Origin of the sequence: uncultured Porphyromonas sp. (genome assembly GCF_934359325.1) — a bacterium.
In the GTDB taxonomy this organism is placed as follows: domain Bacteria; phylum Bacteroidota; class Bacteroidia; order Bacteroidales; family Porphyromonadaceae; genus Porphyromonas_A.
The window spans coordinates 1-13,625 of the sequence record NZ_CAKRLH010000026.1; the positions used below are offsets into that span (position 1 = coordinate 1).

Annotated in this window: 11 protein-coding genes; 1 reads left to right on the forward strand and 10 read right to left on the reverse strand. The window is 58.5% G+C overall.

Going from position 1 to position 13,625, the window contains the following annotated elements; all coding sequences use genetic code 11:
* The 10 genes from Q0F21_RS02155 to Q0F21_RS02200 form a co-directional block, all read right to left on the reverse strand.
* Positions 1-1,713 (reverse strand): zinc-dependent metalloprotease (locus Q0F21_RS02155; RefSeq protein WP_297236959.1); only part of this gene is annotated, 1,713 nt, incomplete at its 3' end.
* Positions 1,714-1,738: 25 nt separating this feature from the next.
* Positions 1,739-2,707, reverse strand: coding sequence for a hypothetical protein (locus Q0F21_RS02160; protein WP_297236961.1), 969 nt, complete (start codon positions 2,705-2,707; stop codon positions 1,739-1,741).
* Between the two features lie 28 nt (positions 2,708-2,735).
* Entirely contained in the window at positions 2,736-4,220 is a 1,485-nt protein-coding gene (locus Q0F21_RS02165; RefSeq protein WP_297236963.1) for a RagB/SusD family nutrient uptake outer membrane protein, read from the reverse strand.
* 30 nt (positions 4,221-4,250) lie between these two features.
* Positions 4,251-7,802, reverse strand: a complete 3,552-nt coding sequence (locus Q0F21_RS02170; protein ID WP_297236965.1) for a SusC/RagA family TonB-linked outer membrane protein — start codon at positions 7,800-7,802, stop codon at positions 4,251-4,253.
* 249 nt (positions 7,803-8,051) lie between these two features.
* Positions 8,052-10,166 carry an ATP-dependent DNA helicase RecG gene (gene recG / locus Q0F21_RS02175; RefSeq protein WP_297236967.1) on the reverse strand — a complete coding sequence of 705 codons (2,115 nt, stop codon included), beginning with the start codon at positions 10,164-10,166 and terminating at the stop codon, positions 8,052-8,054.
* An 8-nt stretch (positions 10,167-10,174) separates the two neighbouring features.
* Positions 10,175-10,771, reverse strand: coding sequence for a hypothetical protein (locus Q0F21_RS02180; protein WP_297236969.1), 597 nt, complete (start codon positions 10,769-10,771; stop codon positions 10,175-10,177).
* A gap of 17 nt (positions 10,772-10,788) precedes the next feature.
* Positions 10,789-11,205, reverse strand: a complete 417-nt coding sequence (locus tag Q0F21_RS02185) for a protein-export chaperone SecB (RefSeq protein WP_297130271.1) — start codon at positions 11,203-11,205, stop codon at positions 10,789-10,791.
* 4 nt (positions 11,206-11,209) lie between these two features.
* Complete coding sequence (locus tag Q0F21_RS02190) at positions 11,210-11,437, reverse strand: hypothetical protein (RefSeq protein WP_018107432.1); 228 nt, start codon at positions 11,435-11,437, stop codon at positions 11,210-11,212.
* A 63-nt stretch (positions 11,438-11,500) separates the two neighbouring features.
* Positions 11,501-12,187 (reverse strand): 2-C-methyl-D-erythritol 4-phosphate cytidylyltransferase, encoded by a 687-nt coding sequence (gene ispD, locus Q0F21_RS02195; RefSeq protein ID WP_297236971.1) that lies wholly within the window; start codon positions 12,185-12,187, stop codon positions 11,501-11,503.
* Complete coding sequence (locus Q0F21_RS02200; protein ID WP_297236973.1) at positions 12,184-12,720, reverse strand: RNA methyltransferase; 537 nt, start codon at positions 12,718-12,720, stop codon at positions 12,184-12,186. Before Q0F21_RS02200 ends, ispD begins: the two co-directional genes overlap by 4 nt.
* A 75-nt stretch (positions 12,721-12,795) precedes the next feature.
* Here Q0F21_RS02200 and Q0F21_RS02205 point away from each other — a divergent pair.
* Positions 12,796-13,625 (forward strand): murein L,D-transpeptidase (locus Q0F21_RS02205; protein WP_297236975.1); only part of this gene is annotated, 830 nt, incomplete at its 3' end.

Consider the following 13,625-nt stretch of genomic DNA (forward strand, 5'->3'; position numbering starts at 1 on the left):
CTGAGCTGTGTAGTCGGCATTGGAGAGGATCTGCTGAGGCCCGTAGGCGAAGCGGCGATCACCCTGCTTCTCCATGATCCAGCGATTGAGGATCGGACGCTCCTCCTCCGGGGTGGCAGCCTCGTAGATCGGCTTGTAGCCCCAGGCGATGGCGTACATGTCGTACATGCCGATGAGGGGTGGGAGGAAGTTGGTCACGCCGTCACCGGGCTGTGCGACGTAATTGTAGCGCGCGTAGTCCATGATGGATGGGGTGGTGCCGTACTTGGTGGTGAAGTCGGGGGAGCGGAGGTCCTCCACCTTGTAGGAAGAGGAGGCACCCATATTGTGCATCAGGCCAAGGGTGTGCCCCACCTCGTGTGCCACGATGTAGCGCAGCATCGGACCGAGGACGGAGATCTCGTAGTGGAGCCCGCGGGCGGAGGGATCGGCAGCCGCCGTCTGGCAGAAGCGCCAGTCGTGGATCAGCTCCAGCACGTTGTGGTAGAAGTATACCGATGCCTGGAGGATCTCACCGGTACGTGGATCGGTCCAGGAGGGGCCCATCGCATTGGCCTGCTGAGAGGAGGAGTAGATGAGGCAGGTGTAGCGGATGTCGTTGGGGCTGAAGCTCGGGTCATCCTTCGGATAGCGCTTGGCGACGATGGCGTCCTTGAAGCCTATCGCCTCAAAGGCCTTTTGCCAGTCCTCGATGCCCTGCTTGAGGTAGGGGTACCACTCTTCGGGGAATGCATCATCGACGTAGTAGACGATCGGCTTGGCGGGGACGACGAGTTCGCCTCGCTTGTGCCGCTCGATGTCCTCGGGCTTTGGCTCGAGGCGCCAGCGATTGATGTACTTCACCTTCTCCATCGACAGGGCGTCTGTGGTGATCTTGGTGGTCCCATTGGTGAAGTAGCCAATGCGGTAGTCGTGCAGGCGGGGACGCATCATATCCTTGTCGTCCGGCAGCAGACCGAGGGAGGCATTGATCACCGCGGTGAAGGGCTCCTTGTCCACGGTGTAGACGGCGCGGACGGTGACGTTGAGATTGCGCGGGAAGGCGCTGATGTCGGTGATGGAGGAGAGGTCCTTCTTGAAGCTCCCGCTCAGCTTATTGGCTCCGAAGAAGGAGTCAAAGGGGGACTTGGGGAGGAAGGGCGTGATCGGGGCCTTGTCGGTGAGGAAGAGCGACGTGGCGTCGATCACCACAGCGGTGGAGTCGGGACGCCAGGTGGCGATCTTGAAGGCGTTCAGCACCGGCATCAGGTGATTGTCCTGCACCCTCTTGTAGATCGAGGACTCAGGGTCAGCGGTGATGGCGGTATTGAGCTGGTGGAGGTAGAGGCGCTCGTCGTCCTTTGACCAAGAGACCATCAGAGGCTCCGATGGCATCTCTCCGGCGATGACGTCGGTATTGTCGCTGATGGCGTCGACACGACCGGTGAAGAGCATCGGTCGATCGAGGAGCGCGACCGGGATCTCCATGTAGACCTTCCCCTTCTGGAGATGCAGGTCGATAAATCCTCTCACGGTCTTGGAGGGATTCTTGATGACATCGGAGTACTTCTTCCCCTTATCGTCCTTATCCTCCTTCGCCTTGTCGTCCTTGGGCTCGTCCTCTTTGTCCATGACTGCTCCGATCAGGTCGCCGAAGTCCTGGGCCTGTAGTCGGGTGGCACCGGTCGGTAGTAGCAGCAGTAGGGTGAGGAGGAGTCTGTAGTAGTGTTTCATGTGTTATGTGGTGATGTCTGAGTGATTAATCGCCGGGGGTCTGCCGCTTCTTGGCGGCAGCGTTGCCGATGGTCTGTAGGTCCATGCCGGTCTTGTCCTTGATGAAGGAGCGGAGGGCATCGTACTTCTCGTGCATGATCGTGTAGTCGCCCATCGCCTCCTGGATCTCCGCCTCCGACATGGTCGTCATGCGGTATATGTAGTCGGCAATGTCGAGCGAGGGGTCCTTGTGGGCCTTGTACTTCTCATCCGCATAGACGAAGTCCCGATTGTAGTCCCAGAAGCCGTGGGACTTGAGGATCTCATCCCGATTTTCAGTGTCCTCATCCGTGGTACCCGGGAGGTTTTTCCTCAGTCCCAGGATCTGGTCGTAGGCATCGGCAGAGTAGTTGCTGAAGGTCGTCGGCCAGCTGATCCTGTGGGTGAAGATGAACTCCCAGAGCGTCTTGTGGAGCTGAGAGACAGTCTCCGACCGGTATGCGTCCCAGGTAGTGATGGCGGGCTTGGTGCGTATCACCTCCCCCTCCCGGTACATGTTGATCGCAATGTGATCGCGCTTGGAGTTGGTGATGAGCTTATTGGCTCTGCCATTGGCGATGCTGTCGGTGAGGAAGATGTAGACAGGGAAGTAAGTCTGCGCGAAGTCGTCCTTGTAGAAGGAGAGGAAGTCGTCAGCGAGGAGGTGCAGATTGTCCTCCACCACCTTCATGTCCTCCGGCACGGAGGGATCGACCTTAGTGTATCGGGGGTCGGTCCAGGAGAGCTGTGCGCCGAGGTTCCAGCGGACATTGCCTGGATCAAAGTCGTAGACGACCTTTACTCCAGTCCGCTTGTAGATGTCATAGATGGTGTGAGAGACGTAGTCGCTTCCGTCCTTGATCTCGTATCTCGGCTTACCGAGCTCCGATACCACGGGTGCCTCCTTATAGCACCCTGTGGCGAGGAGGAGAAGTCCGACAAGTGTCAGTAGTGTCGATGATGTATGACGTATCATATCGCTTGCATTCTCTATAGGGTGAGGATTACTTGGTCGTCTTACCTCCGCCGAGGACGGCGTCGGACTCCCGGACGACCTGAGGGACGGGGAGGGTGTACTTAGGAGACTTGGCGGGGAGGGTGTACTCCTCGGTGCCGATCTCCTTGGCATTGCCGGTGATGTAGGTGTGATGCAGCTCCGGCATACCCTCGCGACGGAGGTCAAACCAGCGGAGCTGCTCGAAGCAGAACTCTCTGCGACGCTCCTCGCGGATGAGGCGAATCGCCTCGTCCTGTGTGGCAGGAGTTGTCAGCGTAGCGTGCTCCGGCGTGATGCGGGCACGGCGGAGGGTATTCAGATCCTTCATCGCACGGGAGAGGTCGCCCTTCATAGCGTAGGCCTCGGCGCGATTGAGGTACGCCTCAGCGGAGCGGATGGCAAAGCCGTAGGTGTGAGTGTCCTCCTTGGTACCGCTCTTGACGACGTCCATCACGTACTCGTACTTAGGGAACCAGAAGCTGCCGACGTTGATCTTATTGGCATTGATGAAGTATCCCTTCTTGTCGTAATACCTCAGGTCGCCCTCACTGTAGATCGAGAGGAGATCGCTGGAGGCGTTGAAGTAGAAGGGGTGGACCGTCCTGAACTCCGGGATCCATCCGAAGCCGTAGGAGTAATTGATCTCTCTATTCTCCTTGCCGAGGAAGATCTTCGCCTCATCGCTGCCCGGTGCGGGGAGCTTATTGAGGTCGTGGAGAGCGCCATTGAGCGAGAGAGCCTGGTCTGCATACTTGATGACACTGTCCCAGTCCTGCATATGGAGATAGACGCGGGAGGCGAGGACGGCGGTGGCGGCGGCGTTCCATCGGTAGATGGTGCCTTCATTGTCCGCCTTCGCAAAGGCAGTCATCGCGCCCTCGATGTCCTTGACCATCTCAGCATAATCCTCAGCCACGGTGGCACGGGGGAAGCTAACGTCCTCGGCATAGTGGTGGTAATTGAGCGGGACACCCATAGCCGTGGAGGCGGTGGCAGGATCGTACGGCTCGCCGTAGATATTGGTCAGCATGAAGAAGGCAAAGAGTCGCACGGCATGTGCCTCTCCCTCTAGACGGGCAATCTCCTCAGGGGTCCCCTTGATCTCACCGATCTGATTGATGATGATGTTACTGGTGAGTATATGCTGGTAAAGGGTCAGCCAGGTGTAGTCGGAATTGAGCACCTTGGTAGGGGAGAGCTCAGGCTGATCCTGCCACGTGAAGTATCCGAAGGCGGTGCGTCGCTGATCCTCTCCCTGCACGGACTTTGTATTGGCGTACGCCATAACGTCGTCGGTGAGTAGGTCGAGGTACCTGTAGGGGAGTGCTTCCTCCTTGAAGTACGCATCCCCGTAGAGGATCTCAGAGTAGTCCTTGGCAGACGTCGGGACGATGGTGTCCTGCGAGTACTCGTCCAGGAACCCTTTGCATCCGGAGAGGATGAGGGTCGCCAGTAGAGCTGTGGTCGCTACGAGTGAAGTATATCGTTTCATAATATGAAATGTCCGTTCTGTAGTAAGCGATTAGAATCCCAAGTTGACAGTCACGGCGAAGGAGGGCAGTGGTGGGGTCGTGCGGGATCCAAGGGTGATCTGAGACGGATCCTGTCCGTGGAGATCCTTAGAGGCGAAGAGGAGGAGGTTGTAGCCCTCCAGTCTCACGTTGGCGGAGCGGACGAAGCCGGTCTTCTCCAGCAGCTCCGGACGGAAGCGGTAGACGAGCGATGCGGAGCGGAGACGGATGTGTGAGCCACTGACGACGCGGAGGTCGCTCTTATTGTACATCTGCCAGCGATTGCGGGCAAACTCATACTTATAGGGGCTCTCCTCTCCCGATAGGCTTGTTCCGGGCTTGACGTCGTCCAGTTTGTTGGCGGAGATGGCGGGGATATTCGTCCTCGTCTCATCACCCGGCTGACGCCAGCGATCCACCAGCTCGGAGGAGAGGTTCTCCTGCGGCTTTGGTGTGGTCTGACCGCCATCGTTGTAGAGGTCGTTCAGGCGAACCTTATTGCCGACGCTGTAACTAAAGAAGAGGTTAAGCGTCAGATCTTTCCACCTCAGTGAGGTCCCCATACCGCCTTGTGCGATCGGGATGCGGGAGCCGGAATTGACAAAGGCGCGGGCAAAGAAATCCTCCCTCGTCTCGCCCTCCTTGGGTGGCTCGATGCCGTAGAAGTCCGGCAGACCGTTCTCTGTCAGCCCCTTGAAGCGGTAGGAGTAGAAGGTATTGACCGACTCGTTATTCCGGATTACGCTTCCATTGAGGAGCTGAAGGTAGGTGTAGTCGGTGTTGATACCGCCGTCGGTTACGATGTTCTCATTGTGGGAGCCATTGACATTGAGGGTCCAGGTCCAGTCCTTCGTACGGATCGGGGTCACCGTGGCCATGAAGTCGAGTCCCTTATTGACGAGCGTACCGGCATTGAGCTGGATATTGGTACGTCCGAGGGTATGAGAGACCACCTTATTAATCAGCTGGTCGGTACCGATACGCTGGTAGTAGTCGACGGAGAGGGTCAGTCGGTTGTCGAAGAGGGCGGTCTCGAAGCCGGCATTCCACGACGTATTCTTCTCCCAGCGAAGGTTGGGGTTGGGGAGCTTGGAGATGTGGCTCTGGAATTGCTCGCTCTGGCTCTCGTAGTCACCGAAGCGCATGATCAGGCTCGGTGTCTGGTCGTCGGAGACATTACCCTGGATACCATAGGAGCCCTTGAAGCTAAGGAGATTGAGCCAGCTGACATCCTTCAGGAAGTCCTCCTCGTGGGCATTCCAGCGTGCGGAGAGCGACCAGATCGGGAGGAAGCGAGCCTTGGGGTCTTGCCCAAACTTATTGGACCCCTCAGCGCGGACGTTGAAGGTGGCGATGTAGCGCCGGTCGTAGGTGTAGGTGAGGTTGGCAAAGAGAGAGACGAAGTTGGAGAGGCTATTGGTCATCCGGTCTCTCGAGTACTCTGCCATCTTCTTATAGGCGAGCCAGACTGTCGGGTCGATGTACATAAAGGTCTGACCGCGCTCCGGCAGGTAGCCGTACTCCTTGGACGAGATTCCGGTGTAGTGCACGGAGCGGAGCTCGGGACCGGTATTGATCGAGAGGACGTGCGGTCCGCGGCGGAGGTTGTAGATCAGCTGAGCACGCCACTGCCAGCTAAGGTTGCGCATGTTATTGGTGCTCATCATACCACCATAGGGCAGCGTACACATCTCCTCGCGGAACTTCTCGTTGTCGGGCAGAGGACTGCCGTAATTGAGCCGGCGCATCTTTGCCGCCTCGTAGGACTGCTCGTCAAACCACGACTCGCTCTGCGTGTTGCTCATATTGAGACCGAAGGTGGTATTGAGCTTCAGGTCGAGGATGGGGCGGTACTCGAGGAAGGCGATGGCATTGTAGCCATTCCCCTTCACCGTATTACCGGTGTGCTCCATCTCGTGCATCATATTGAAGCGCAGCTCCTCTTGGAAACCCATAGAGTTATTGTAGAAAAGTCGCTCCCCGGCGTTGTCATAGGCGGCGATGGCGCGGGAGGTGCGGAGGGCGTAGGTGTAGGGCGAGACGCTCATGTAGGTGTAGTTCTTATCGCTGCCATTGACGCGGAATTGCACCTGAGCGGTCACTTTCTTAGAGGGACGGAAGTTGATCTTCAGCATCCCGTTGTAGTTATTCACCCCTTTCCCCTTCACGAGGTCGGGCTGGAGGGCGACGCTTCCGGAGGCGTAGTAAGTCGCCTTGTCGTTGCCACCGCTGAGGCTGAGGTTGTGCCTCTGAGAGGCGGTGTCGCGGAAGAGGAGGTCAAACCAGTCGGTGTTATTCTCCTCCAGCGTCTTCACGCCCTGGAGGAACTGGTCCTCCGTCAGCTTCCTGTCGTAGAGGTCCATCAGCAGCCCCTCGTAGCCGACGCGTGAGACGCGGAAGAGGAAGGGAAGACCCCGCTCCTCGATCTCCTTGGAGACCTCGATGCGCTCCTTGGAGTTCATCAGCGCCATCTGACCGTAGTTGGGTCGCTGGTTGTAGGTGACGGAGCCGCTGTAATTAACAGCAAAGCGCCCACCGGAACCCTTCTTTGTCGTGACGACGATGACGCCATTGGCAGCGCGCACACCGTAGATCGCGGTGGCGGCGGCATCCTTCAGCACATCGATCTTCTCGATGTCCATCGGGTTAAGTCCCGAGATGGCGTTACCGATGAGGTTGACATTATCGAGCGAGTTGATCTCCTCAGCCGATAGCGGCACCGGGTCGTCGAGGATGATACCATCGACCACCCAGAGTGGGTCGCGGCTACCGGAGAGGGTGGAGACACCACGCACGCGGATCTTGGCTGCAGCACCAGGAGTGGAGACATCACCGAGGACGGTCAGTCCCGGGATCTTACCGGAGAGCATCTGGTCGACGGAGCCGGCATCAGCTGTCAGCACATCTGAGGCATCGATGGTGACGACTGAGGAGGTGGAGAGACGCTTCTCCGTATCTTGGTATCCGGTACTCTCCACCAGCACCTCGCCCAGCAGTTCGGCTGCCTCGCGGAGGGTCATATTGACGGTAGCACTCGTGGGCTTCACCTCCTCCGTCTTCATACCGATGAGGGAGAAGACGAGGACGGCAGTCTTCATATTGGGCACATCGAGCTTGTAGGAACCATCGACATTGGCGGTGGTGCCTCTGTTGCTCCCCTTCAGCCGGATCGTGACGCCGGGGAGAGGCTCACCCTCCTCATCCACCACGGTACCGTGGATGGTGACCGGACCACCCTTGACCGGTCCGGCCTTAGTGATCATCACCTTCTGTCCGGTGATGGTGTAGGTCATCCCGGTCCCCTCGAGGAGGCGGTCCAGGGCTACCTTGAGAGATACGTTACTCACCTTAAGTGAGACCTTCCGGCTCGCTTCCTTGGAGAGGCTCTGCGGGGAGAAGGTAATAGTCACGCCTGTCTGCTTCTGCACCCGGTCCAGTGCCTCCTGCAGGGTCGTCTGACTCAGGTCAAGCGTCACAGTCTCCTGCGACTGGGCGTAGACTTGCAGGCATAAGCCGATGAATAGGGCGACTATGGCGGTTAAGCGTCGGATAGTTGTGTCCATAATGCTACCGATAGTATTTGTGAATTGTATTCGTATGAAGTCCTTCCACTCTGGGAGTGGTGGTGTCGTGATTGCTAAGGAGTTGAAAGCCGGTCGTAACGGCTTTGTTGATGGCAAAGTTATTGATTTATTTCACACTCTCTGACAGTTTTGGCAATTTTTATTCACTGCTGGTCGCACTCCGACGTAATATGAAGTGATCCGGACGATAGAAGAGGGTAGTCGTAGTCTGCCGGTGGTGTATGGAGGTCAGCTGATCTGGCCCCAGTCGGGGGCATCGGTCATCAGCTCGGCGAGGGTGGCGCGGATGGGGGCGTTGATCTCCTTGGAGAGCGTGGGGTCGTCCCTGAGGAGCCAGTCGACCAGACGGGCGGCGAAGGTGACGGCGGTCACATCCCGACTGAGATCCGCCACACGGAGGTTCATCGCCGTGCCGCTCTGCTGTGTCCCCTCCAGCTCGCCATAGCCCCTCAGCGCCATATCCTGCTCTGCAATGTAGAAGCCGTCCGTGCTGTCGCACATCACCTGGATCCGCTTCATCGAGGTGGCGCCCGCCTTAGGTCCCACACGGAGGATGCAGTAGCTCTGCTTATCGCCCCGCCCGACACGCCCGCGGAGCTGGTGCAGCTGCGAGAGACCGAAGCGCTCCGCCGCCGTGATCACCATCACGGTGGCATTGGGCACGTCCACCCCCACCTCGATCACCGTGGTGGCTACGAGGATCTGCGTCTCGCCGGCGGCAAACTTCCGCATCTCCTCCTCCTTGTCCGCAGCCTTCATCTTCCCGTGCACCATACCCACCTGATAGGAAGGGAAGATGCTCCTGGTTTCGTCGTACCCCTCCTCAAGCGACTTCAGGTCGCTCTTCTCGCTCTCCTCGATGAGCGGATAGACGATGTAGACCTGCCGACCCTCGCGGAGCTGCATGTGGAGGAACTTCCGCACCTCCACCACGTCCTTTTCGAGGGCAAAGCTGGTCTTGATGGGCGTGCGCCCCGGGGGCAGCTCGTCGAGGACAGAGACATCGAGGTCGCCGTACATTGTCATGGCGAGTGTGCGGGGGATCGGGGTGGCGCTCATGATGAGGATGTGGGGGTGGAGGGCGGGGTTTTTCTCCCAGAGCCGGCTCCTCTGGTAGACACCGAAGCGGTGCTGCTCATCGATCACCGCCATGCCGAGGGCGTGGAAGCGGACATAGTCCTCGATCAGGATGTGGGTGCCGACGAGGATGTCCACCTCGCCCGCCTCCACGAGAGCGGTGATCCGCTCCTTCTCCCGCTTCCGCATCGACCCAGTGAGGAGGGCGACGGAGGTCTTCTGTCCCCGGAGCATCCTCGTGAGGGTATTGTAGTGCTGCTGTGCGAGGATCTCCGTCGGCGCCATCATACAGGCCTGCATGCCGCTGTCCGCCGCCTGGAGCATCGCGAGGAGTGCGACCACCGTCTTCCCCGATCCTACATCGCCCTGCAGGAGACGATTCATCTGATGCCCCGAGGTGACGTCCTCGCGGATCTCCCTCAGGACGCGCTTCTGCGCACCGGTGAGCTCAAAGGTGAGCCCCTTCTCATAAAAGGTCATGAAGTGATCCCCCAGCGGTCCGAGGACGAAGCCGCCACTCTCCGCCTGCCGCTCGGCATGGATCAGTCGCATCCTGAGGCGGAGGTAGAAGAGCTCCTCCAGCTTGAGTCGCCTCTGTGCCTCCTCCAACTGGGTCATGTCGGCGGGGAAGTGCATGGCGTAGAGTGCCTGAGCTCTCGGCATCAGCCCATATTGGCTCAGGAAGTAGTTGGGGAGGGTCTCGGGGATCTGCCCCTGCACCCGATCGAATGCCCTCCGGACGGCACTCGAGAGCGCCTTGCTGTCCAGCCCGGAGCGCTTCATCCGCTCTGAGGTGTGGTAGAGGGGAAAGAAGCTCCCGACGCTCTCGCCCGCCTTGCTCGCCACCTCGATGTCGGGGTGGGTGATGCTGATGACGCCCTTGAAGACCTTGGGCTGACCGAAGAGGATGTAGTCGGTGTCCTGACGAAGGGTGCGGGTCCAGTAAGAGATGCTATTGAACCACACCAGCTCCACCATCCCGGTGCCGTCGCTGAAGTAGCCCCTCAGTCGCTTGCGGTGTCCCTGACCCTCCTGCTCGAGGCTGACGATGCGTCCTCTCAGCTGGACGTACGCCAGCCCGGAGGTGAGCTGGCTGATCGAGTAGATCTGCGTCCTGTCGAGGTACTTGTAGGGGAAGTAGAGGATCAGGTCCTCCAGGGTCCGGAGGGATAGCTCGCTAGCCAGTAGCCGGGCACGCCGCTCCCCGATCCCACTCAGGTAGGTGAGATCGCTGCCGAGCAGGGTGCCGTCTCCGGGTCGCGCCATAGGCTAGACTATAAGTTTTTGCCTCTTATGCTACCGGATAGATCAGTCTCTTCCGGATAGACTATGACGAAGGGCTCTGTGAGGAGTGTTTTGTCAAAAAAGCAAATCTGTACTCTCCTTAGTATGAGTAGCGTTGCTTTCCCTCCCGGGTACTCTATGGCTTCATCGGGATCGGAGGAGGATCGTCTCGGGCTGGGACACATCCTGATCGCCTTGTATGGGAAGTCTGCCGTCCTCCTCAGAAATGCAATGACAAAAGGGATGGTCAATCTATCGGGGTGATAGGTGTCACGGAGCAGGCGGATGCACTTAAGGAAGTCGTCCAGGTCAGCCATGCGCCCCACTGTGTCGAAGAGTAGCCCCGACTGCTCGTCGAAGGTTGTCCTGCCTATGATGTACCGAGAGTCTCCATAGATCTCATCGCCCCACCACTTAGCGTCCTCTATACGCGTATCCCAGAAGTAGTACCCCTCGCCCATCCATGGCTCTCTAGTTCCACTCTTCTTCTCTCCCTTTTCATCCACAGATCGGCATAAGTAGGGTCCGTGGATAGCAACCTCTTCTCTATTTCCTCTGTCCTCCAGAGTCTGGTATATTGGTGTCATCTTAGTCCGTAGACGACTTACTCCACCTCTTTTGTATTGCGCTTGAGGATTCCCTGAAGGTCAGAGAAATTAATGATCGGAAGGATGATTGGTGGGACGTTAGCCTGAAGGGACAATGTGCTTAGGAATGACCGGACGTAGGGGAATACGATTGCCATACAATTGGGATAGAAGTAGTCCGGTATCTCGGATAACTCTATGGGCTCGGTAAATCCAAATACCACTTGGAGTGTTGTGGAGATGAATTCTTTCTCCTCCGATGAAACTCTTGTGATCAGTCGTAGCTTGTACTCACCGGTAGCTTTGGAGTACTCTCCATAGGGGTCAAAAGAGACGCTCAATGTCGCACCCTCCTGAGCCTCAAAGTCCATTGAGACTTGGAGAAACCGATACGACTTAAGGGTGAATGTTGCGGCTTTGCCTTGTCCTGCCATTGCTTTATGCTGCTAAGTAATTCATATCGTTGGAGGAAAAAGAATGTCCTTTTTCCTCTTGACGATCCGGTTCGCTTAGGTCGAGACCCTGTGTCAGCCGGATTTGATTGGCATATGCAAGGGCATCTGTCCCCACCTCATTGAGGTGGTCCAGCGCACTCCAGTCCTCTTGCAGTTCTTTCTCGGAGGCTGTCTTGAGATACTCCTTCAGGCTTTCGAATACATGTCCCATAGTTCACAGGTGTTGATGGTGCTACCTACTACCAGCAAATATAGTCACAAAATCAATAAGAGGCTATAGCTCATCGCGTAGGATCAGGGAGGCGAGGGCGAGGTCGCGGGGGGTGGTGATCTTGAGGTTGTCCGGGTCGCCCTCGACGAGGAGCGGACTGCGGCCGGAGTGGCGACTGTATAGCCCGGCATCGTCTGTCAGTGTCGTGTCGCCCTCCGCCTCGTAGGCGGCGACGATTGCCTTGCGAGTGAAGAGCTGGGGCGTCTGCACGCAGCGGACGAGGCTTCGGTCGAGGACGATGCTGTCCCCGTCCGGGGTGATCACCCGAAGGCTGTCTGTGGGACGGGTCACAGGGATAGCTGCTTCGCCACTCTCCATCGCAGCGAGCAGGCGGTCCCACATATCCCGCTTGAGGATCGGGCGTACGCCGTCGTGGATCGCCACCAGCTCAATCTCCTTCGACACCTCTCTCAGTCCGTGGAGCACACTCTCCCCACGTGTCGCACCCCCATGCACCAGCGTCAGGGAGATGCCCGGGCAGTACTCCTCCAGCAGGGTGCGGACCCTCTCGTTGTCATCGGGAGGGATCACAAGGATCAGCTGATCTCCCGGGGTGAGAAGGGCAGCCGCCGCCAGCACCGTATGGGCGAGGATCGGGCGACCCTCCAGTGGGAGGTACTGCTTAGGCAGCGGGGCACCCATGCGGACCCCCCGACCGGCGGCGACGATGATAAAGGCTGTGCGTCTCATCGGTAGAGCTGTGATATGGTGTAGAGGACGATGCCGGCGGCGACAGAGACATTGAGTGAGTGCTTGGTGCCGTACTGCGGGATCTCTATGCAGTGGTCCGAAGCATCGACCACCGCCTGCTGGATGCCGTGGACCTCATGCCCGAGGATGAGGACGGTGGGGCGGTCGGCGTCGATCACCTGAGCCGCATCAGGGAGCAGGATGCTGTCGTGCGCCTGCTCCACGGAGAGGATCAGGTAGCCCTCCTCGCGTGCCTGCCGCACCGCCTCGAGGGTGTCAGCTCGGTAGCTCCAGTCGACCGTCTCCTCCGCGCCGAGGGCACTCTTGTGCAGATCAGCGTGACCCGGCTTGCCGGTGATGCCGCAGAGGACGATCCCCCGCAGTCTCAGCGCATCGGCGGTACGGAAGACCGCCCCCACATTGAGCAGACTCCGTACGTTGTCCAGTATCACGAGGATGGGGCACTTAGGCGCTGCGGAGTACTCCTCCGGCGAGAGCCTTCCCATCTCCTCCATAGTCAGTTTCTGTCCCATAGTTAGGACAAAGGTACCCATAGACGATGGATTTTAGTTATCTTGTCTCGCCAATCCATTCGTATCATTAAGGAAATGAATAGACGATCCCTGACCCTGCCCTCCCTGTCGCTCCTACTTCTGCTGCTCCTCTCCTGCGGAAGGGGTGGGGCAAGCGGTGAGACGATGACCGATAGCGTGCCTCCTACAGACAGTATCCCCACCACTCCGGAGCCGGAAGAGCAGAAGCCCCTCACCGCGGCCGATATCAGCCTGCGGGAGGAGCTACTCTTCGAGGAGTACCACCTCGACTCCGTCTACGACTATCGGGATACCTTCCGAGTCGTCCAGTATGATCAAGTACGCGAGCGGCTCGCTTACATCGAGAGCCTCTACGAGGAGGCGGATCGCTGGGCGGTGGTCGCCAATCGGAAGAATAAGAATGGGGAGTCGCCGACGATCAAGGACTTCCACCGCAACGAGTACAAGCACGTGACCGATAAGTATGGGGTCGAGCGCTATCAGTCGGCAGCGCTCTACGAGCCGGGTGACACGCTCCAGCCGGTGCGTTATACTCAGGACGGCTCACTCGTCCACGTGATCGACTCTGTCGGCTCCTTCTACCACATCTTCCTCGCCCGGCACGATGAGGGAGAGTATATGGTGAAGCGGAAGTATCTCGAGCTGCTGCCGGACAGCGTCTTCTTCGACCACGTCATCTTCGTCGACCGAAATAATCAGAACATCCTCACCACGGAGCGCGAGTCTCGCGGACAGTGGCTCGTCCGGAGTGTCAATCCCGCCACCACCGGTCGTAAGCGTCCGCCCTATGCACGTGCCACGCCGCTGGGGATCTACCTCCTGCAGGAGAAGAAGCCCAAGATGTACTACACCGGGGACGGCAGCTCGACGATTGCCGGCTTTGC